The 21478-nt window shown below is 38.1% G+C and carries 18 protein-coding genes; 11 read left to right on the forward strand and 7 right to left on the reverse strand.

The annotated features are described in order from the left end of the window. From IPI99_01770 to IPI99_01780, 3 genes are all read left to right on the forward strand, one after another. Entirely contained in the window at positions 1 to 2163 is a 2163-nt protein-coding gene (locus IPI99_01770; protein MBK7339238.1) for a TonB-dependent receptor, read from the forward strand. After that, positions 2160 to 2771, forward strand: a complete 612-nt coding sequence (locus tag IPI99_01775; GenBank protein MBK7339239.1) for an HmuY family protein — start codon at positions 2160 to 2162, stop codon at positions 2769 to 2771. Before IPI99_01770 ends, IPI99_01775 begins: the two co-directional genes overlap by 4 nt. Positions 2772 to 3056: 285 nt before the next feature. Beyond that, the gene (locus IPI99_01780) at positions 3057 to 4352 is read left to right on the forward strand and encodes a phosphatidylserine/phosphatidylglycerophosphate/cardiolipin synthase family protein (GenBank protein MBK7339240.1); all 1296 of its coding nucleotides are present in this window, start codon (positions 3057 to 3059) and stop codon (positions 4350 to 4352) included. 306 nt (positions 4353 to 4658) lie between these two features. Here IPI99_01780 and queG read toward each other — a convergent pair whose 3' ends face one another. The 6 genes from queG to IPI99_01810 form a co-directional block, all read right to left on the reverse strand. After that, complete coding sequence (gene queG, locus IPI99_01785; GenBank protein MBK7339241.1) at positions 4659 to 5585, reverse strand: tRNA epoxyqueuosine(34) reductase QueG; 927 nt, start codon at positions 5583 to 5585, stop codon at positions 4659 to 4661. Between the two features lie 550 nt (positions 5586 to 6135). Further along, positions 6136 to 7050, reverse strand: coding sequence for a hypothetical protein (locus IPI99_01790; protein MBK7339242.1), 915 nt, complete (start codon positions 7048 to 7050; stop codon positions 6136 to 6138). A 29-nt stretch (positions 7051 to 7079) separates the two neighbouring features. Next, complete coding sequence (locus tag IPI99_01795) at positions 7080 to 7961, reverse strand: hypothetical protein (GenBank protein ID MBK7339243.1); 882 nt, start codon at positions 7959 to 7961, stop codon at positions 7080 to 7082. Beyond that, complete coding sequence (locus IPI99_01800) at positions 7912 to 8535, reverse strand: RNA polymerase sigma factor (GenBank protein ID MBK7339244.1); 624 nt, start codon at positions 8533 to 8535, stop codon at positions 7912 to 7914. The genes IPI99_01795 and IPI99_01800 overlap by 50 nt, the downstream gene beginning before the upstream one ends. Positions 8536 to 8647: 112 nt before the next feature. Then, positions 8648 to 8896, reverse strand: a complete 249-nt coding sequence (gene iscX / locus IPI99_01805; GenBank protein MBK7339245.1) for a Fe-S cluster assembly protein IscX — start codon at positions 8894 to 8896, stop codon at positions 8648 to 8650. A gap of 11 nt (positions 8897 to 8907) precedes the next feature. Next, entirely contained in the window at positions 8908 to 9249 is a 342-nt protein-coding gene (locus IPI99_01810; protein MBK7339246.1) for a 2Fe-2S iron-sulfur cluster binding domain-containing protein, read from the reverse strand. A 132-nt stretch (positions 9250 to 9381) separates the two neighbouring features. On the opposite strand from IPI99_01810, the gene IPI99_01815 reads away from it, so the two are divergent. Next, positions 9382 to 12003, forward strand: a complete 2622-nt coding sequence (locus IPI99_01815) for an AAA family ATPase (GenBank protein MBK7339247.1) — start codon at positions 9382 to 9384, stop codon at positions 12001 to 12003. A 61-nt stretch (positions 12004 to 12064) separates the two neighbouring features. On the opposite strand, the gene IPI99_01820 is transcribed toward IPI99_01815, so the two are convergent. Next, the gene (locus IPI99_01820; GenBank protein ID MBK7339248.1) at positions 12065 to 12856 is read right to left on the reverse strand and encodes a TIGR00266 family protein; all 792 of its coding nucleotides are present in this window, start codon (positions 12854 to 12856) and stop codon (positions 12065 to 12067) included. A 50-nt stretch (positions 12857 to 12906) separates the two neighbouring features. Here IPI99_01820 and ligA point away from each other — a divergent pair, with 50 nt between their 5' ends. The 7 genes from ligA to IPI99_01855 all read left to right on the forward strand — a co-directional run bounded on the left by ligA (position 12907) and on the right by IPI99_01855 (position 21369). Next, positions 12907 to 15090 (forward strand): NAD-dependent DNA ligase LigA, encoded by a 2184-nt coding sequence (gene ligA, locus IPI99_01825; protein ID MBK7339249.1) that lies wholly within the window; start codon positions 12907 to 12909, stop codon positions 15088 to 15090. A 210-nt stretch (positions 15091 to 15300) separates the two neighbouring features. Beyond that, positions 15301 to 17064, forward strand: coding sequence for a hypothetical protein (locus tag IPI99_01830; GenBank protein ID MBK7339250.1), 1764 nt, complete (start codon positions 15301 to 15303; stop codon positions 17062 to 17064). Positions 17065 to 17086: 22 nt separating this feature from the next. After that, entirely contained in the window at positions 17087 to 17644 is a 558-nt protein-coding gene (locus IPI99_01835; GenBank protein ID MBK7339251.1) for a sigma-70 family RNA polymerase sigma factor, read from the forward strand. Beyond that, complete coding sequence (locus tag IPI99_01840) at positions 17625 to 19136, forward strand: hypothetical protein (GenBank protein MBK7339252.1); 1512 nt, start codon at positions 17625 to 17627, stop codon at positions 19134 to 19136. Before IPI99_01835 ends, IPI99_01840 begins: the two co-directional genes overlap by 20 nt. 91 nt (positions 19137 to 19227) lie before the next feature. Continuing rightward, on the forward strand, positions 19228 to 20070 hold the full coding sequence (locus IPI99_01845; GenBank protein ID MBK7339253.1) for a TerC family protein: 843 nt from the start codon (positions 19228 to 19230) through the stop codon (positions 20068 to 20070). A gap of 10 nt (positions 20071 to 20080) precedes the next feature. Then, complete coding sequence (locus tag IPI99_01850) at positions 20081 to 20518, forward strand: DoxX family protein (GenBank protein ID MBK7339254.1); 438 nt, start codon at positions 20081 to 20083, stop codon at positions 20516 to 20518. Beyond that, the gene (locus tag IPI99_01855) at positions 20515 to 21369 is read left to right on the forward strand and encodes a 3'-5' exonuclease (protein MBK7339255.1); all 855 of its coding nucleotides are present in this window, start codon (positions 20515 to 20517) and stop codon (positions 21367 to 21369) included. The genes IPI99_01850 and IPI99_01855 overlap by 4 nt, the downstream gene beginning before the upstream one ends. The last annotated feature ends 109 nt before the right edge of the window (positions 21370 to 21478 follow it).

The following is a 21478-nucleotide window of genomic DNA, read 5'->3' on the forward strand; positions in this document are numbered from 1 at the left end:
ATGAAAAGGATTTTGCTGCTTGTATTTATCGCTTTGACAGTATTCGGTTACGGTCAGGTCCAAAGCATAGATCCTACTAAAATAAACCAAGATACGGTTGATCTCAAAGAAGTAATTATTTCAGCTACCAGGACCGAAAGAAAACTCACCGAGATTCCTATGCCCTTCAATCTGGTGACCAAAAAAGAGATTCAAGCCATTGGAGGCAGCCGACTGCAAGACGTACTTACCGAACAAAAAGGACTTACCATAGTGCCTCAAATAAATGGGGTGGGAAATGGACTCCAACTCCAAGGATTAGGAGCCGATTATACGATGATCATGATGGACGGTGAGCCACTCATAGGCAGATATACAGGTACTTTAGAATTGAGCAGAATAGCTCTCGGCAATATAAAGAAAATAGAAATCGTAAAAGGTCCATCCTCAAGCTTATACGGGTCGGAAGCGCTTGGCGGAGTAGTCAATATAATCACGAGTAGACCTGTAACTCCTCGTATTTTGCTTTCTTCCAGGTTGAGTACGATGGGTGATTTCGATGCCAATGTAGAATTGGATCATGTGAAATATAAGTTATCAAATCAGCTTTTCTTTAATTTTTTCAACTCAAAAGGATTTGATGTTGATCCTGCAAATTATGGTCGTACCATATCACCATATCGAAATTTCAGCTTCAGACATAAATTAATTTATCAACCTATTGAAGCCCTAGAATTATCAACTGCAATTCGCATTTTTCATGAAGTTCAGGATAATGAATATCAGGTCATCGTTCCTTCTGATTCTATAAAAGTCAATGGCCCGGGTAAGGTCAGTGATTTGACTTTCATTCCTCAAATTAAATATTCTTGGAAGAATAACACACAATTTTATATTAGAGCCAATTACTCCAGGTATTATACAGAAACCAAACTGAACGAACTCAGTTCAGGAAATGAATATTACTTTGACCAATTCAGGCAGGAATATTTTAAACCGGAAGTTCAATCAACTTGTAGATATTTTAAAAACCAAAATTGGACTGCAGGCGCAGGTATTCTTTACGAATCAGTAAATACAAATCGATATGGAGAAAATGTGACTAGATCTCAACATACATCTTATTTGTTTTTGCAACATGAATGGAAGCTTAATCCTAAAGTGGACATCATTACAGGACTTCGATACGACGATAATTCAGTGTATCACAGCCAATGGAGCCCAAAGTTTTCGTTACTCTACAAACCTACTTCCCGCATTCAAATCAAAGCCTCTTTTGGAACAGGATTTAAAGCACCTGACTTCAGACAATTGTATTTGAATTTTAAAAATTCTGCGGCAGGATACAGCGTATTTGGTACCGAAGTAGTGTTGGACGAACTCAAAAAATTACAGACACAGGGATTAATTGAAGATATATATATTTCTTTAGACCAAAAATCCACATTAAAACCAGAAAAATCAATTGCGCTGAATTTTGGGATGGAGTATGATCATCCCACGTTTGGTAATTTTTCAATACATTTTTTCAGAAATGATCTCAAAGGATTAGTAGAAATACAAACCGTCGCTTTACTTAAAAACCGACAATTCATTTATTCTTACAATAATATTCAGAATGCTTACACAGAAGGTTTTGAGGCAGAATGGAGAAGCAAATTGATTCGGAATTTCCAGATCAGTTTATCTTATAATTACTTGCTTGCTAAAGACAAAGATATTCTTAACCAAATCAAACAAAAACAAATCTATGGTAGAAATCCGGAAACTTTAGAATCTTACCTGATCACAAAAAAGGATTATTTAGGTTTGTACGGCAGATCACCTCATTCAGGTATAGCCAAATTAAGATATCAAAGTAAAAGTGGAAAATGGGATGCCTCTCTACGATGTATTTACAGAGGTAGTTATGGCTCGGCTGCTACTGCAGGATCAGTATCAGGCACACTTATACCTTCGTCTGATAGAAACAGCAATGGTATATTGGATCGATATGATCACCTGGTAACTGATTATTTTATCCTCAATGCAGGATATGCTTATCAAATTAATTCAAATTGGCGAATAAGTACCGGTGTTGAAAATTTGGCCAACTACAAAGATGAATTATACATACCCACTTTAAAAGGTAGAAATTTTTTTATTCAAATACAATTCGAATTTTTTAAAAAAAATAAATCATGAAAAATTTAATTTTAGTACTCTTCGCTATAAGCTTACTTACCTCATGCGATGATTCATCTGAATCATCCCCTGGCTCAAAATCTCTATCTGTAACTGTACAAAATTTACCGGCAGACCCACCTACTTCATTTGACCCTACTACCGGACAACCGATAGGCGAAACCGGCAAATTTACTTTTTTCAGATTATCTGACAGCAGTATCGTCGCTAATTCTGACTCGACTACAAGCAAATGGGATATTGCATTCCGGGCAAATACAATTTTGATCAATAGTGGATCTTCAGGCCCTGGAAGCGCAGGTGCATTTTTGTTGGACGGTGTTTATCAATCCATTTCTGAAGTCCCTGCAGACAGCAGTTTCCATATAGACCAAGCTCCTGTTTATGCTATTGGAAAAAATTGGTACACTTATGATCAGGCAGCATTTGTATTCTATCCAAAGCCGGGCAAAGTTTTAATTTTGCGTACCAGTGATCAGAAATATGCAAAACTGGAAATTCTGAGTTACTACAAAAATGCACCGACCACTCCAAATTACCGTACCGACCTGGCGCGTTACTATACCTTCCGCTACATCATCCAACAGGATGGCTCCAAGAAATTCTAAAAGCCATTTTCAAACAAAGAATGAAGCTCAACCAAAAAGAAGTGAAAGCCTGATCTACAAATGCTATTGCTAAGCTCAGGCTTTCATTTTACCACATTGTATGTTTAGGGAACATACCTTTACCACTGTGAATCCTAGGGAACCAAAGATTTAACAACTTTCAAATAATTTTACCTTATAAACCAAATTTTGAGGCTGAAATTTGGAATAAATTTACCCTGGTATACGGTAAAGATGAACAATTTATGCATTTGAGTTATTTTTACCTCTGCTGAAATGGAAAAAATGGCATGCATCTCATTTCCTTCGTTCAATCATATAGTTAGGTTCCTGCTAACATGGATTATTCTTGGACTCCATCCCATACATGCTGAAAACAAAGTTTATCTCTTAGAAAGTGAAGCAGAAGGCCTTCAAGCAAAACTGGATTTGATCAACAGTGCCCAAAAAGAAATCATGGTTGCATATTATGCAATCTATGAAGATGACACCGGGCTCGCTGTTCTATCCGCCTGCGTTCATGCAGCAAAACGAGGTGTCGATGTAAGAATTATAGTAGAAAGTCTGAGTTCCCGCATTTCAAAAGGGATGCTCGACTATCTATGTAATTACAATATCCCTGTACAATACTTTAACAAGTTTAGTTGGAAGAAAGGATGGAATAATATCACTTCAATGCATGATAAACTCCTTGTCGTAGATGGTAAATATTTCATCACCGGTGGAAGAAATCTCACTAATAATTATTATTCAAAATTCAATCGAAGTAAAAAAAAATTTATTGATCTTGAAATATTTACAGAAGGCGAAGTTGTATCCCAAGCTAGCAGGTATTTTAACCATGTTTGGACGGCTCCTTTCACCAAATACATGAACAATAAAGTTTACAAAACTACACTTAAGGATTATAAACATATTGAGGCGGTTTTGGATTCAATCTATAATATTCAACAATTTCATCCAGTAAAATATTGGAGTGACAAAACCGATCCTGTTCAGAAAATTAACTTTATCAGAGACTATTACCATATTCTACCTCGGACCAGATTTGTTTCCAACAAAGTGATGAGTTTAATCTATGAAGCAGATAGCACAATCCAAATTGAATCACCTTACCTTACGCCTCCACGCAGCATCAGAAAAGCGCTTCGCAATGCAGCATTTAAAAAAGTTAAGATTGAACTCAACAGCAATGCTGCTTATGTTACCGATGTGCCTGTTAGCTCGGCTGCATATGCAAATGACAGAGACCTATATCTCAAATGGGGTATACACGCTTATGAGTTTGAAGGACAAAGTACCCTGCATTCTAAAGCGATGGTTATCGACAATAAAATTACCGTGATTGGTACTTATAATTTGGATAATTTGTCACACCAATTTAATTCTGAAACAATTACAGTAATTGAAGATACAGCATTTGCTCACAAAGTTTCACGAATTCTTAAATCACGTATAAAACAGAGCACTTTGATATCGGCTGAAGATGAACCGGACCCCTTTCGCAATCTCAAATTTAAACAGCGATTTTTATTCTCCATTTTCCGAAAAACAGCTTTTATTTATCGCCCTTTTATTTGATTAGGGTTGAGGAATAAATTATTATTCCCTGATATAAATTATAAAGAAGTTAAAATTCGAAACATAAATCATCTCTTTCATTTAGCTCGAATTTTGCAAAAGAGATTTAATTCTGAAGCCTAATTGGATATAAAAACTGAGCTTTGGATGTGCTGAATGATCACCCGGTTGCGACCATCAGCTGAACGATTTCACTCCTCAAGGAGAGAGGCTGACAATACTTTGCAGGAAATTGCAATTGCCCTTACAACAGGTAAACTTGTGTTCTCATCTCTTTCATTTAGATCAAATTCGAATGACACGATTTTATGTCTTGTCTATACAATACATCACATTTCTCTTCATTCCCTTCAATTTAGTTCGTTGAATTGGAGAATTTAGCGTTATTTCATTGAAAGCTTCATCAGTCATGGCGAGCCAATCCTGTTGAGAAAGGTTCAATAATTCTACTTTAGGTTCAAATTCATCGACTTGATGTTGTTTTGCAAATCTATTCCAGGGACATACCTCCTGACAGATGTCACAGCCAAAAATCCATCCTTTCGTTTTTCCTGAAAAAGATTCAGGTATATCATTCTTAAGTTCAATCGTAAGATAAGAAATACACCTAGATGCATCCACTATATAACCTTGTGCATGTATAGCTTCGGTTGGACAAGCTTCAATACAGCGAGTACAGGTCCCACAGTGGTCATTGATCGGGTGATCAACCTGAAATTCAATATCTGTTAATACACAGGCCAGAAAAAAATAACTCCCATGTTTTGGATGAATACTAAGTGTATTTTTTCCGCTCCACGAAATTCCCGATATTTTCGCCCAATCACGTTCCAGCACCGGAGCTGAATCTACAAAATATCTAAGTTGAATGTTTCCATATGTATCATTCAACCAGTGAGTTAAAACTTTCAATTTTGACTTTATCACTTGATGATAATCCTGACCATAAGCATATCTAGATATTTTAATTCCTTCTTTATGAATGTATTGATTTTCAGGAAAATAATTGAGCGCCAGCATTATGACTGATTTACAACCAGGAAAGAGCAATGTTGGGTCGATGCGCTTTTCATAATAATTTTCCATGTAGCTCATTTCACCGTGCATCCCTTGCTTCAACCATCGTTCCAGATTCCTTGCCTCCTTATCAAGCTGACGAGCTTTAGCCACACCAACTTGCAGAAATCCCAGCTCCCGAGCTTTGGATTTGATCTTTTCAGAAGAATAAACCATTCTTGCAAAGAAAAGAAAACTATTCCAATTCTTAAAATAGATCCTTCCTGAATATTAATTACCGAATCCAAAACTTACTTCACGTAAATGTCATTTAAAAGCTTCGAGAATATATAATTCCCAATCTAATATCACATTTTTCTTCTCTGATTATTTTAAGCAAAAAGGAAAATTCCCACATAGATGTTCTGATTTTTTTCAAATCCAAAATTGTGCAAACATTCAGGTATCAGATTATACTAATGTAATGAAGTATAAAGTCATAGATCTGACCAATTATTCGATCCTTACGGAATCTATTGGATCTCAGATTCAATAGATTTCAAATGACTAAATTCCTAAAGGGATTCACTTTATTGAAGACAATGGCTATGAGAAAATTACTCAAACTTTGCAAAACTATATTTAAAAATGCCTCGCATTCCTATTTATCAAACTATAATCATTGGAACTTATAAATTTCAATATAAAAAAATAAAGCCCGCACTAATTTTGTGCAGGCTTTGACCACAATTTGAAGAAAGTAAAACGATATACTTTAATATTATTTTTATAAATCAAACCAGATTCCACATTCAAGGGTATGATAATCCGTCTCCTTCCATGTTGGCGTCAGGTCATAATTTACATAAAATTTGATTGCACCGATGTCCACCTTTGCATTCAGTCCATATTTGAACGTAGAAAAACCAAAATCCTCTTCCGTTTCGATATTTCGTTTTGAATTGGTTGTTTTAATTTCATGTTCCTGATGTGTTAACACTCCTACATATCCACCTAATCCTATACCGATATTGCCCAAGCCTCTGTATTTTTTTGATTGCAGATATAAGGTGAGGGGAACTTCAAGATGGCTAAAATCAAATTCACTCTTTCGAATTTCAGATCCATTAACAGTTTCATTGATGGTGTACTCAAGAGTCTTGTCAGGAGTAAAGTTCAGTTTTTTATCAAACTCCAATTCTCCAAATCTCCAAGTAAGTCCTGTTAACAATAGTACATTTTTGCTGCCTAGATATATTTTAGTTGGGAGGAAAGTAAATCCCCAACTCCATGACCGGAAAGTCTTCAGGCTTAAGTCTTTGGCTTGTTGCTTAGTTGCAGCGTCTCCATTATGTATAAGAAAGTTCATACCAAGATCAAAATCAATAAAGTCAACTGATGCAGCTTTAGATCGTTTTTTCTTAGCCGGAGCCACATTTTCTTTTCTCATAGGCATATCAGGACTATCTGCTAATGAGGGCTCACTTTTCTCGTCAATCTTTGATTCAGATTTTTCCATTGAAGGTTTCTGTATGATTAAAATTTCCCTGTCTTTTACTTTAAACTTTAAAGTATCCTCTTTCCCTATACTGGGAGCAGGACTTGGAGAAGGCGGTGGCGGTGGTGGTGGTGGTGGTACATCTTGTGCTTTAGAAACTACAGCGATAAAGGTTACGAATAGAATAAATAATATTTTTTTCATTTATATGAATTTTATGTTTTTTGTTCAAATCAATTTCTAAATAAAGTCAATTGTTTTATTATTTCTAATTTTTCTGTTTTTAGTTCAACTGCTACATGCTCTGTGCTCTGATCGACCTGAATCTGGAGTACATCATTTGTCCATTTGCGAGTTCTTCCAGCAATCCATTTCCAAAACAAATTCCCTGCTTGCTTTTCAAGTGAATTCTCTTTGCCTACATTATCAGTCATAAGATTTTCTTTGGCATCAGATAAATTTTCAACTTTGATCTTAATATCCGGGAGTACTTTTTCTTGTTTAGCTGAAACAGAAGCCAAAGAAGTTATAAGTTTCACTGGTGACGCTTTTATATCTTTCAACATTGAGGATTCATTTGTAATCAAAAGATGCGTTGTGGTGTTTAATGTTGCATCGTCAGCAATATTTTTTTCTTGATTTTCAATATATTCTCTATGAAGGAACTCCGCTTTCGAATTGATCAAATTGGCAGCGCTCCCTAATTGACCTTCTTGAATTAGATCAGATGCCTTACTTTTCATCATGTTGTGTCTGGTCTCAGCAACCGAAGATTTCATTTCATCATTCACCTGTTTGCCTGTATTCAATTTAGCGTTTGGAATGTTTTGATCATGAGCTGTATGATTTGAATAAGTTGACGTATTCATTTTGTCATTTTGTGATCCTTTATCACTAGAAAAATACCAAATTGCAACACAAATCAAAACAGTTGCTGCTATACTTCCGGAAATCCAAAATTGAAACAAATTTGCACTAGCTGATTTTTTTGGAGCGAAAGCCTTATCCTTAAGTCGCGGATCTTGTATGACTTTATCAAAAATATTGTCGGGTGCCGATTTGAGCTCAGATTGCTGCAATCGTGCGTGGAAATATTCCTTGAATTGATCTTTCATTTTTATTATTATTTTTCAATAACTGTATCAATTTAATTTTTGCTCTCAAATACTGACTCCTTGAGGTTGAAGGTGCTATTCCCAGCATTTCTGATATTTGATCATGTGAGTAATTTTCTATTACGTACAAAGTAAAAACCAATCTATATCGCTCTGGAAGTTGGAGAATACAGGAATTTACATCTTGTAGATCCGCTTCGTAAGCCGCTTCCAAATCACCCACAGAATCATCGCTCTCTACCGGATGGGAAATTTGATCTTCCCAAGGCTCCATTCTATATCTTGCAGATTTCTGGACCATAGCAACACAGGTATTTACTGTGATTCGTTTTATCCATGCAGGCAGTAGTTTCTCATTTTCCAGACTATCCAAATGCAAAAAAACTTTAACGAATGATTCTTGCAATGCATCCGCTGCTTCAACTTCATTTCTTATAATATGGAGGCACACTTGATACATTGCAGACGAAAAACGGTCATAGAGATTTCTTGCAGAAATCTGATCACCCTGCAGCACCTTGTCAATCAGTGTTTTGTAGTCGCTTTCGTGTTGGTCTTTTGTCAAAAAGCTCATTTTTCCGTTTGCAAATCAACATAAGGATCTTGCACATGCCTAAAAGTTGCATGACCTGATCTTTAAACTAACATAAAATTAAAAATTCTCAGGATAGGGCGGAAAAAAGACCTCACTGGTTGTCGCGCCATTCATAGACCCATTTTGCTTGAATTTGCTCCAAATGGGATTCGTTGCATTCTTCTCTTTTTCCTTCAAAGTGTGGCAGTTCCATAACCCAATCCAATAACTGCGTGAATCGGATCCTGTAGATTTGGGACTCACCAAATTCTGGTCCGAATCTGGCATAAAGCCCCATAGCAATATCCTCGTGATCAGCCCAACTGATTGGAAGATCATCTATATTCTTAAAACTCGACATATTGACTGCAATTAATGTTCGTGTCCAATTATCCTTTTCTGATCAGGTACTTCAATGACAATGTCTGCATGATCGTCTAAGATAATACATTGACATGCCAGCCTGGATTCAAGTCTGGGATTGATCGCTCGATCAATGAAATCCTCTTCCTTGTCCGACAGAGGCTCCAGGTGCCGATCACCGCTTTGTACATAGATGTGACAAGTACTACAGGCACACACCCCACCGCAATTGTGGTTGAGATGGACCCCATATTCCTCAGTAATTTCAAGAATACTCATCTCCTTAAACTCTCCCTCAACCGCCTTCTCCGGAATCTGGATATCTTCAAATTTGAAGTGAATCTTTGCCATAACAAGTGAAAGTTAAACTGGAAATAGCCATTATAAGTTCAGGGAGCGTCTACTTTTTTAATGTTTTCTTAAAATCCAAAAAGCATTCCTCCTTTCCCTTTATAAAACTTATTTTTGAAGTATCAATCAACTATGGACGAAATTCAAAAGCAAACTGAAGTAAAGAAGTATAAGTTCAAAGAACTCAAGGTTTATGCCTCTACTGAATGGCTGGCAGACAACAAGAAAAAGTATCGCCAGGTATTTGACAGGTTGGATACCACATATATCTATGTTGAACTTTCATTTTACAATAAACTTTTCGAACGAGATGTCTGGGAAACCGATATAGAACTCAAATGCTTTAGTCTGATCAAGACAAAAAAAGAGCTATGTAACTTGAGTTTTCGTCGCAAAATCTCCAAATATGACCCTACGGTCTATATCAGAGAAGGCTGGGGTAATAAAAAAGAAGGCTCCTTTTGGAAAAAAGGATCATACTATTGGGAAGCCTGGATCGACGGCGAAAAAGTTGCCACCAGGTATTTTTACATTGAAGATCCTGGGGCGAATGAAAATATATACTTTCCCTATGTTGAGCTCCTCGGCATGAAGCTCTACGAAGGCCCTTTTGATGATGTTTCCGACGAAAACAGACATTATTTCAAAGGGTTCAATGCGGAAGAAACCAGATATATTTATGTGGACCTGAGTTTAAAGAACAACGTAAAGCAGCCTATTTGGCAATGTGAGCTATTCATCAAATTTTATAACGAATCCAGAGAACTCAAAGGTCAGGTGGTACGACTCATGCAGGTGAGAAGGGAAGATCCTGTCATACAGCTGACCGCAGGGTGGGGCTCCAACGTGAAAGGTTCCTGGTGGATGGGCAGATATACCGCCGAAGTCGTATGCATGGATCAGTTACTCGCTGTCATGCCTTTTGAAGTAGGCGACGAATTTATGGAGGGCGATGCCCCTGTAACTTTACCTCATAAATCTGAACCTGTAACGCTTCCGGGTACCATTGAGGACAATGATACTTTTGATGAAGTTCTGGCTGAACTTAACGAACTGATTGGACTTCAGGAAATTAAGGTCAAAGTCAAAGAACACGCCCAATACATTAAATTCCTCCAGTTGAGAAAGGAAAAGGGTATTGATGACAAAGATCAAATGGTATTGCACACGGCATTCCTAGGAAACCCGGGTACAGGAAAAACAACTGTAGCCAAAATGCTTGGGAGGCTCTACAAAAAAATGGGTGTACTTTCAAAGGGACATGTCCAAGAAGCTGATCGAGCTGAACTCGTTGGAGAATTTATTGGCCAGACAGCGCCAAAAGTGAAAGAAGTCATTGAAAAAGCCAGAGGCGGTGTATTGTTTATTGATGAAGCCTATGCACTTGCCAGAACCAATGATGACAGTAAGGATTTTGGTCGTGAAGTCGTTGAAATATTGGTCAAGGAAATGTCAAATGGCCCGGGTGATATCGCTGTGATTTTGGCAGGTTATCCTAAAGAAATGAGGTTCTTTTTGGATTCCAATCCCGGCCTAAAATCAAGGATTAAGCACTATTATCATTTCTCGGATTATCTCCCACAAGAATTATACGAAATTGCTCTGTATGCCTCTAGTTTAAAACAGGTGGAATTCCAGGCTGATGCTTGGAAATTGTTTCAATCTATAATACTCAGTGCGTACCGCAAGCGAGATGCCAGCTTTGGCAATGCAAGATTTGTATATGATCTGGTGGACAAAGCCAAAATGAATCTAGGTATTCGGATCATGGACACTCAGACACCTGAAAATCTGGATACCGCAGAGTTAAAAATGATCAGCTCAGAGGATGTGAGAAAAATCACCATTGAACCTGAAAAATCAAAACCTGTCATTCCGGTAGATGAAGAATTGCTCCAATCGGCTATGCACGAGCTCAATGACATGATAGGTATTGACAAAGTGAAAAATGAAATTCACGAACTGGTTCGAATCGTGCGTCATGCACAAAGGCATGGCAAAGAGGTTTTGCATAAATACTTTCTGCACACGGTCTTTTTAGGGAATCCAGGCACCGGAAAAAGCACAGTTGCGCGAATCTTAGCCAAGATATACAAAGCGCTTGGAATTTTGGAAAGGGGCCACATGGTTGAAACAGACCGCCAGGGACTAGTCGCAGGATATATTGGTCAAAGTGCTATAAAAACGGCGGAAAGGATAGACGAGGCAATGGGTGGTGTATTATTCATAGATGAGGCATACAGTCTGACCCAATCTATGCATGGCCAGGGCGACTATGGAAGCGAGGTCATTCAGACACTTTTGAAGCGAATGGAGGATCAACGAGGTTTGTTCTTTGTTTTTGTCGCAGGGTACACCGACCAGATGGAGCAATTCTTGAAGTCTAATCCGGGATTGAGCAGTCGCTTTGACAAGATATTGAAATTTGAAGATTACGGAGCAGACGAGCTTTACCTTATTTCTCTCAAGATGATAACAGATGCAGGTTTGGATATTCAGGAAGATGCTAAGGAGGTGGTGATGGAATATTTTCGTTATTTAGTCGATACAAAGGATAAACATTTTGGCAACGGGCGTCTTATCCGATCAATCATCCAGGAAGTAATCCAAAATTACGAGTTAAGACAAACTGAAAGCACTGACCCCGAACCTGATAAATACATTCGCCAGATGGACGTGCAACATCTGGGACCAGGCCATGATAGACGTGAAATATTTGCAAGACCGAGGTTGGGTTTTAAGAAAAATGCTTAAGCTAACCTAAAATCAAGTTCCTCAGTATGAACAGCACGAGTTTAACTTTGCTGATCAGGATTTAGAACCCATCACCATCTAGAATATTGCCCAGACCTCCAAGAATACTGCCCTCCTCTCTCCTTCCACCGACACTTCCGTATTGCATTATTTTGGAAGCAAGTCTACTTATCGGAAGTGATTGAATCCAAACCTTTCCCGGCCCTCGCAAGACAGCATAGAACAATCCTTCTCCTCCGAATACCATGTTCTTGATACCTTTGATAAATTCTATGTCAAAATCCACCCTGTCCGTATAAGCGACTACACAACCGGTGTCTACTCTCAGACTTTGCCCGATCCCAAGGTCTATCTCTCTCACATAGCCGCCTGCATGCACGAAGGCCATACCATCTCCTTCCAACTTCTGCATGATAAATCCTTCTCCTCCGAAAATTCCTGTCCCAAGTTTTCTTTGTAATTCTATCCCTATGCTGACACCCATTGCAGCACACAAAAATGAATCTTTTTGAGCAATAATCTTTTCATTGTATTGCCTGAGATCAAGTGCGATGATTTTTCCGGTATATGGAGCAGCAAAACTCACCTTTGCCTTACCTGAACCTTCATTTGTAAACGTGCTCATGAATAGACTTTCGCCCGTGAGTAGCCTTTTTCCTGCAGAAAACAGCTTTCCCATAAAACCACCGGATTGTTGTCTGCCATCACCAAAAATGGTGGCCATTCGGATTCCATCTTCCATCATCAGGAATGATCCACTTTCAGCTATCGCTGTTTCGTTCGGGTCCAACTCAATCTCGACATATTGGAGTTCTTCACCATAAATTTTGTAATCCAACTCGTGCGCAGGCATATTTCTTTTATTTTAATTACAAAGTAAGTTGCAAATGTCCGATGCACAAAATGTTGCGAAAAGGAATTTTCAAAATCTCGACAATCGTTACATTTACCGAAAGAATCATTATGTATTCATCGACCAAAGAACTCGAATTTGCAAAGCTTACTAACAGCTTTGCCAGTATTTCAGCGATTCATTCTCAAGAAAAATTAGACCAATTGGCAGATACATTAAGGTATCATGAATACAAATATTATGTTCAAAATCAGCCAATCATCACAGATCAAGAATATGACAAACTGTACAAACTCCTGGTTTCTACAGAAACAATACATCCGGAATGGATAAAAGAGGATAGTCCCAGTCAAAGAGTCTCCAATGATATGATCAGCGGATTCGAAACCGTTAATCATATGGAACCCATGCTATCGCTGGACAACACATACTCTATAGAGGACCTCTATGATTTTGACAAAAGGGTAAAAAAACTTTGCAATTTAAATGATGATACTACATTGGAATACCTTGTTGAACCCAAGTATGATGGCGGCAGTCTCGCAATATTGTATCAGGATGACCAGCTCATCAGAGCCGCTACCAGAGGAGATGGAATACGTGGAGACGAAATGACACTCAATGCGAAAACCATCCGATCTCTTCCTTTGTCAGCATCATTTTCAAAATTTGGAATTAAAACTGCTGAATTAAGAGGAGAAGCAATCATCCGCAAGGATAGATTTGTAGAATTAAATGCAAAACGCGAGGCTACAGGGCAAGCTCTGCTGGCTAATCCTCGCAATGCAGCAACGGGTGTGTTAAGAGTTAAAGATCCCAAAGAAACTGCCGTCAGGCAATTAGATTTATTCGCTTTCCAGTTTTCGTACGCTCGCTCATCAGACGACCGCGATAAGCTCGATGAGTTCAACACTCAGAATGAATTGATCAAGGTGTTGGGAGATTTAGGTTTTCTCGTACCTGTATCTGAACGACGCGTATGTGAAGGCATCCAGCAAGTTCATGATTTTATACAAGATTGGGCTCAGAAAAGAGATGACTACAGCTATGAGTTGGACGGAATAGTTGTCAAGGTAAATTCACTCGCTCTCCAGCGACAATGTGGTTCCACGGCACACCATCCACGATGGGCAGTAGCTTACAAATTTCAAGCAAAACAAGCGACCTCGAAGTTGTTGCAAGTGGAATTTCAGATAGGTAAAATCGGTAGCATTACTCCGGTTGCGAAAATTGAACCCGTTACAGTAGCAGGAGTAACTGTCAGCTCAATTTCCTTGCACAATGAAGATTTTATTCGATCCAAAGACATCAGACTCAATGATCAAGTACTGATAGAAAGAGCCGGTGACGTTATCCCATATATCGTACAGTCTTACCCTGAGCTCAGAACGGAGGAATCCAAAGAAATTGACTTTCCACTCTTGTGTCCATCCTGCAAAACTCCTTTGGTCAGAGCTGAAGAAGAAGCAGCCTGGAGATGCCCTAATTACTATTGTCCAGCACAAATCGTCCAAAGATTGATACATCACGTATCCAAGGATGCAATGGACATCGATGGACTAGGTAGTTCACTGATTGAAAGATTTTTTGACCTGGGATGGCTAAAAGATATGTCCGATATCTACCGTCTCGATTATGAGTCCATTGCGAAATTGGAGGGGATGGGAGTAAAATCGGCAGAGAAACTAAGGGCAGCCATCGAAAAAGCAAAGTCAAATCCCTTACATCGTGTGCTTCATAGTTTATGCATTCATCATTTGGGGAAGAAAGTGAGCAAACTCATCGCAGCTCATCTGGACCATTTGCTCCAATTAAAGGATTGGACACTTGAACAGTTCAAAAGCATCAAAGATGTCGGACCTGTTGTTGGACAGAATATCATCCAATACTTTAATAATCCTGCAAATTTAGCCATGTTAGAAATCATGGAAAGCCTGGGCGTAAATTTTTACCAAACCGAAGAAGATAAGCTCAGGCAAGCAGTCGAAGGTTCTGTATTCTCAGGAAAAACTATCTTGTTTACAGGTACTCTGGAAACATTAGGTCGCAAGGAAGCTCAGGAATTGGCAGAAAAAGCAGGGGCAAGGAATTTATCCGCAGTCAGTAGTCAGCTCAATTTTCTGGTCATAGGTGCGGAAGCCGGGAGCAAACTATCCAAAGCAAAAGCGCTAGGAACGGTGACTATACTGACAGAATCTGAATTTTTGGGTTTTCTCCAAAGCGACGAAGCATAATTTCCTTAATTCTTCAGACTTTCAAGCGTTGACAGCTTAAAAAACCGAAAAAAACGCTGATATTTGACCATTTGGAATTCAGCTTGGATTTTTTAACCTTTTTGAAAACCAAAGGATGACAATTTTTATTTTAAATCTTGCAAATACAGGCAACATTTTATTTGCTTCTGCATATTCTATCTTGTAAACCGTACTGTTATTCAAAAATTCATGTCACTAAATCGTCTGGCAATTAATTTTTTCTTCATTGTTTTGGTCAGCAGCATTTCGTGTAGAAAAGACCAAATCAACTCAGGAGTTACACCGGATCCGGATCCTGCGCCTGGTGTTTCTCTGGAACAGACAATGACAGGGGAACTGCTGGCGGAAGATATGGCTCCCATCGGTTCTCAATTAATTCAGACCTCCAAAAACATGCTCTTGACCAATGACGACGGGTTTTTCACTTTCAAAGAATTAATTGACAGAGACAACTTTTTATTGAAATTTTCAGATGTTTACTATTTCGAAGCTTTCCAACACAGCAAGTTGGCCGATGTGGGATCTCTTCATTTACGCGCAATTCAGCCCAAATTACTTGGAGGAGGTTGGACTTTTCAAGCTCAGAAAGGTGAAAAAATTGATTTCCAAAACGGTGTTAAAATTGAGATAGATCCTAACTCCTTTGTGGATCAAAACAATCAGGCTTATTCAGGAACCGTGCGAGTTTTTTCAAAGTGGTATGATCCGGCAGACCCAAACACTTCCAGAACTGTACCTACCAATCTTCAGGCAATCAATAGGGATGGCAGCGATGGCTTGCTCAGTCCTTATGCCTTCTTATCAATAGAATTTCGCAATATTTCAAATCAAAAACTGAGTTTGACCAAAGCTGTCTTGCTTGAAGTACCCACATCGATATCTATTGAATCACAGACAAAAGATATTGTAAAATCATTTTATATCGACGAAAGTATATCCGCGTGGAAAGAGGAATCAACCGCGACAAAAATGACAAATGCCAAATATCAGTTTAAAAGTTTACATCCATCTATGCTTGCGGTTGCCGAAAATGGAAAATATGCTGCACTTCAGGGCAATATTTTAATCGACCAATCACCTGTAATCATCTATGGCAGAATAAAAGATGAACTCAGTGGATTTTTCTATGATTTTACAACCAATAACACAGGAAAATATCGAGTATTCGTACCAGAAAACAAGCAACTTAGCCTTGTTATATTCAATGAGTGTGGTTCTGAACTCTATACGATTCCACTAGGTGCTTACAGTGGCTTACAAGCTACTGCTCCAGAGGTTTATTTTCAAAGTGAAAAGTCATACACAATCTTAAATGCTAAAATTATTGATTGTAATTCCTTGCCCAATACTCAAGCATATCTTAAAATCCAATCTCCATCAAATGATTATTTTCACATCCTCCCGGCGGATTCTTTAGGCCAAGTGAAAGCTCTGGTTGACTTTTGTACATCAGCCTCTCTGAATTGCACACCGGTAGATTATAAAAATAAAATTACAGGAAATATAAAGAATATTAACTCCGGAATTCTTCATTCAGAATTAACACTTGAAGTTTGTGATCAATCTAATTTATTTGGAATGACTGTCCATTATGGCAATTTGACAAAACATATTAACAATATTAAGGTAAGTAGAACTGCAGATACAACAGCAGAAACTTACCTATTTGAAGCACTGGACGATGATGGCAATGGCAATCAGGTGAGTTATGGATTTGCCTTTGCGAGACCCAAATTTTCTAGCGAATACTTTTTTACAACTAAAATACCAACAATCATCGGGAATCCGGGGGACCTATTTTATTTTAGCACCTGTGGTACATCCGAAGCCAAAGCTACCGGTAAGTCATCTAAAGAAATCGTTCACTTTATTTTAGATGCTTGTTCAATCGAAGAAAAAAAATCTGGAAAAACTTACAGTGGCAAAATCATATTAAAAGCCGAAATTCCATAAGTCCCAACTACGATAAATTGCTGTGGAATTATCTGATCTTATATCCGGTTGTAAAAAAAGAGAGCTCAAAGCTGAAAGGGAATTCTTCTATGCTTATGCCAAAAAAATACATGCTCTAGCCAGAAAATACACTCTGGATGTGCAGGAGGCTGATGATATGATGCAGGAATGTTTTATTCGCGTCTACTCACAGATGGACAAATTTGAAGAAAGCAAAGGAAATTTTGAAGCTTGGATGTATCGTGTATGTGTAAATACCATCTTGCAAATCATCAGAGCAAAAAAAATCCAATACTCTTCCCTACCAGTTGAATCCATTCCGGATATTGCTGATGATACCAATGGAGGATTTGAAGAAGTCCCCCATGAATTACTCCAAACAGCTATGAATGGATTGCCAAAAGGTTATAAAGATATTTTTTGTCTTTTTGTAATGGAAGGGTGGTCGCATAAACAGATAGCGGCCCACATGAAAATTACAGAGGGTACTTCACGATCACAACTTACCAAAGCAAAAAGGTATTTGAGACAATTTATTCACCAACATAAAAATCAATTTTATGAGAAATCAGAATTTTGATACTAAGCAATGGGGTGATTTTGCAAATTCACCATATCCTTATGATATGGATACGCAGTGGACAAAACTGCATGCATCACTGACCAAGCAACGTAAAAAAAATAAAAACAGAAGATGGATCCTTTTTTTCCTTCTTGCAGGTTTGAGTGGAGCCCTGTCAGTACTATACTTCCATCAAAATGATTTTAGTCCTTCTATCCTAAATTCACAGCAGACAACATTATCTGCCTTACACGAAACAAAGTCTTCCGGTAATAAGGTAGATTTATCAACTATTTCAGTAAATTCAGCTGACCAAGATAATTTGGCTGAAGCAAAATCTAACTCATCAGAAATGAACGTTGAAATCATTTCAAAAGAATATTCTAACACCAACTCACAAAGACACCCAATCCTAAATAATACTCACTACAACAATCACTCTATCGTTCAAGGCGAATCAACCAACTCTACAAAATATCAAGTAAACTCACAAGAAAAATCTAGTTCTCAAAAAAATCTTACACCATCTACTTCAGACAATTTTTATTCCAAACAACAAGAAAATTTCAGCTCAAACCAAACTGTAACCCAAGAAACTATATCTCCAAAGCATACAAAAGAATTGATAAGTGAGAATGCAAACCAGATGAATACTAAAAACGCAATGAATATAGAATTCAAAAGTATTCTTCCGCTTCAATTAAAAGTGACAACTTCTCAGGATCAAACCAATTCGGCATTTCCTCTGGTTGAGTTAATTCCTGTAGAAAAGAAGATCATCTCACATTCAAATCCAAAACAAATGTGGTGGAGTGCTTCCATTTCGTACGGACCATCTTTTTACCAATCAAAGGCATCGTCAGAGGAACAAACGTCTCATATAAATTTAAGAGACAGTATAGAACATGCATGTGATGGACTTTCATCCGAATTTCTGTTAGGAAAGAAGCTGGGAATGCTCAGGATACAAACCGGAATCGAATTCCAATTATTATTCAATAAGATAGAATATTCAGAAGTCTCCACTCAAAAATTACTCCTGCAAGACAGACTTCTCAGAATAGAAAAATATCAAAACGGCGAAATCAGGGAAATCTATGGAGATGTGTGGACAGATCAGGTTTATAATTATGATTACAAACTTTTCAATAAATTCATGACTGTTCAGATCCCTTTGCTGATTGGCGTTGAAAAAGCAATCTCGAGACGATATTCTGTTTTTGCTGATGTAGGAGCTACCCTAAGCATCTTCTCGTTAAATACTGGACATTTACCTCAAGCATCTTCTCGAGTTCTATTTTATAATTATCAGGATGTTGCATTCAAAAAATTTGGAAATGCTCAATTCAAGGCAGAAATTGGTCTCAATTACAGATTCACGAAAACTTTGACATCCTCGATAGGTGTTCATTTTTTACAGGACATGCTCTCAAGAACAAAAAAATCAACAGGCTTTGATGAAAAGCATACATTTATGAGTGGACTGATCAGGATCAGCAAAAGCTTTTGATTGTAGAACCTGGAATTAGTATAAGCTATTCACTCTTTTGAGTTTGCATGATTTTACGTATCATTGCGCATTCGCACAAAAACTTAGAATCATGTACGAGATCCCGATGCTAGGCTCTGTTGAAGTTTGGATAAGCTTCCTCACATTAACTTTTCTTGAAATCGTCCTGGGTGTGGACAATATTATTTTTATTTCTATCACTTCTAGCAGACTGGAAGAGAATGACCGGAAAAGAGCGACTAATCTCGGCCTACTTGCGGCTATGGTGCTGAGAATCATGTTACTATTTGGGTTGAGCTACCTCGCAGCCATGCAGGCAGCACTTTTTCATTTGGATTTTGGCTGGCTCAGTGGAGGTTTCTCACTTCAAAGCCTGATCCTCATCATTGGCGGTATTTTTCTCTTGTATAAATCCGTCACCGAAATCCATCATAAACTCGAGGCTGACGATCCAAATTCCCAAGGCCAGAATAAGAAAAAACTGAATTTTACCAGCGCTATTTTGCAGATAACATTGATCAATCTTATTTTTTCATTGGATTCCATTCTCACCGCAGTCGGAATGACAAATGGTGTGCATGGCGCTTTGTGGATCATGATTGCCGCTGTGATTGTATCTATACTAATTATGGTGGCGTTTGCCTATCCTGTAGGAAAATTTGTCAATGATCATCCTACGGTTCAAATGTTAGGCTTATCCTTTTTGATCCTAATTGGATTCACTTTGATAGCTGAAGGAGCTCATATTGCACATATAAAGATTGGAGGTGAGGAAGTGGGATCTATACCTAAAGGTTATCTTTATTTTGCTATTGCTTTTTCTCTTTTTGTTGAGTTTTTGAACATCAGAATGAAGAAGCAAGTCAAACCAGTCCAATTACATGGGATTCAGGAGGATGCAAAAGAAGGAGGATTTTTTAATGACAATAAATAATCAAAAATCTATGAAGAAATTTATCGCTTGGCTGGTGCCACCTTTATATTCAGTCAGGTCAGATTTCAGTGTACTCTTACTAAGAGTAATATTTGGTGCATTGATGTTTGTTCATGGCTGGGGAAAGTTTCATATGATGTTATCAGGAGACATCCAGTTTGTAGATCCTATAGGATTGGGCGAAACGCCTTCATTGTATCTCAGTGTATTTGCAGAGTTATTTTGTGCAGGCTTTGTGATGATCGGGTTGTGCACTCGACTAGCCTGTATACCTTTGATGATTACGATGTTGGTTGCAGTTTTTATTGTGCATGGGAGTGACCCTTTAGAGAAAAAAGAGTTGGCCATTTTGTACTTGGCAGCATTTTATGTGATTTACCTGTTGGGACCCGGCAGACTCAGTCTGGACCAACAACTTTTCAATACCAGAATAGACTCAACTAAATGATAGATGTTCCATTCCAATTGGATCGCGACATCGTTTTCTTTGATGTCGAAACCACAGGATTGCATGTGATCAGAGATCGAATTTTACAGATTGCCATGCTACGATACCCACACGAGGGAGGAGAAGTTAGGGAACTCAGTCTGTTGATCAATCCCGGAATACCGATATCTGAAGAAGCCATGGGCGTACATGGTATAACGCCGGCTGACCTGGCTAATAAACCCACATTTCAGCAAGTGGCTCAGAAAATTTTCGATTTTATCGGCAATTCTGATTTAGCAGGATACAACAGTAACCGTTTTGATGTGCCCATTCTCATGGAAGAATTAGCCAGATATGGGTTTGACCTCCAAATTGAGAACAGACGCCTGATCGACATCCAACGAATTTTTTACAAAATGGAGCCAAGAACCCTTAAGGCTGCTTACCAATTTTACTGCAATTCAGAATTAGAAAATGCTCATGACGCCTTGTCGGATATACGCGCTACAGTTGAAATTTTGAAAGGACAATTACAACGGTATAAAGGCCAGGATTTTATTGATGAAGATGGAAACACTACACCCAATCCTGTTCGCAATGACATGCAAGCTTTACATGACTTTACCAATGATTTGAGAACCCCGGATGCCACTCAGAAATTTCGTTATGATGAGCAAGGCAATATTGTCTTCAATTTTGGCAAATACATCGGAAGGAAAGCCGACAAGGTGCTTTATGAAGATAAAAACTACTATTACTGGATGTTGGAAAAAGAATTCTCCTTTCAGGTAAAAAATCTGGTTAAAAAATTAGCCAAAGAATACGAGATCCAAATCAAGCAACAAGGCAGCAACAATAATACTCAATAATGAACCAAGCCTTGAACCTAATCGTTTTTAATTAAGTGCGGAGTAAAGTTGCTACAGAGTTCTTCAATTTAAAAATAAATGTAGTATCTTAACTCTATCTTTTGTACCC

This window comes from Saprospiraceae bacterium, assembly GCA_016710235.1.
In the GTDB taxonomy this organism is placed as follows: domain Bacteria; phylum Bacteroidota; class Bacteroidia; order Chitinophagales; family Saprospiraceae; genus Vicinibacter.

What these genes read in the sequence shown, in the direction of transcription:
- IPI99_01770 (MBK7339238.1), top strand. Translation starts at nt 1, where the DNA reads ATGAAAAGGATTTTGCTGCTTGTATTTATCGCTTTGACAGTATTCGGT.
- IPI99_01775 (MBK7339239.1), top strand. Translation starts at nt 2,160, where the DNA reads ATGAAAAATTTAATTTTAGTACTCTTCGCTATAAGCTTACTTACCTCA.
- IPI99_01780 (MBK7339240.1), top strand. Translation starts at nt 3,057, where the DNA reads ATGGCATGCATCTCATTTCCTTCGTTCAATCATATAGTTAGGTTCCTG.
- queG (MBK7339241.1), bottom strand. Translation starts at nt 5,585, where the DNA reads ATGGTTTATTCTTCTGAAAAGATCAAATCCAAAGCTCGGGAGCTGGGA.
- IPI99_01790 (MBK7339242.1), bottom strand. Translation starts at nt 7,050, where the DNA reads ATGAAAAAAATATTATTTATTCTATTCGTAACCTTTATCGCTGTAGTT.
- IPI99_01795 (MBK7339243.1), bottom strand. Translation starts at nt 7,961, where the DNA reads ATGAAAGATCAATTCAAGGAATATTTCCACGCACGATTGCAGCAATCT.
- IPI99_01800 (MBK7339244.1), bottom strand. Translation starts at nt 8,535, where the DNA reads ATGAGCTTTTTGACAAAAGACCAACACGAAAGCGACTACAAAACACTG.
- iscX (MBK7339245.1), bottom strand. Translation starts at nt 8,896, where the DNA reads ATGTCGAGTTTTAAGAATATAGATGATCTTCCAATCAGTTGGGCTGAT.
- IPI99_01810 (MBK7339246.1), bottom strand. Translation starts at nt 9,249, where the DNA reads ATGGCAAAGATTCACTTCAAATTTGAAGATATCCAGATTCCGGAGAAG.
- IPI99_01815 (MBK7339247.1), top strand. Translation starts at nt 9,382, where the DNA reads ATGGACGAAATTCAAAAGCAAACTGAAGTAAAGAAGTATAAGTTCAAA.
- IPI99_01820 (MBK7339248.1), bottom strand. Translation starts at nt 12,856, where the DNA reads ATGCCTGCGCACGAGTTGGATTACAAAATTTATGGTGAAGAACTCCAA.
- ligA (MBK7339249.1), top strand. Translation starts at nt 12,907, where the DNA reads ATGTTGCGAAAAGGAATTTTCAAAATCTCGACAATCGTTACATTTACC.
- IPI99_01830 (MBK7339250.1), top strand. Translation starts at nt 15,301, where the DNA reads ATGTCACTAAATCGTCTGGCAATTAATTTTTTCTTCATTGTTTTGGTC.
- IPI99_01840 (MBK7339252.1), top strand. Translation starts at nt 17,625, where the DNA reads ATGAGAAATCAGAATTTTGATACTAAGCAATGGGGTGATTTTGCAAAT.
- IPI99_01845 (MBK7339253.1), top strand. Translation starts at nt 19,228, where the DNA reads ATGTACGAGATCCCGATGCTAGGCTCTGTTGAAGTTTGGATAAGCTTC.
- IPI99_01850 (MBK7339254.1), top strand. Translation starts at nt 20,081, where the DNA reads ATGAAGAAATTTATCGCTTGGCTGGTGCCACCTTTATATTCAGTCAGG.
- IPI99_01855 (MBK7339255.1), top strand. Translation starts at nt 20,515, where the DNA reads ATGATAGATGTTCCATTCCAATTGGATCGCGACATCGTTTTCTTTGAT.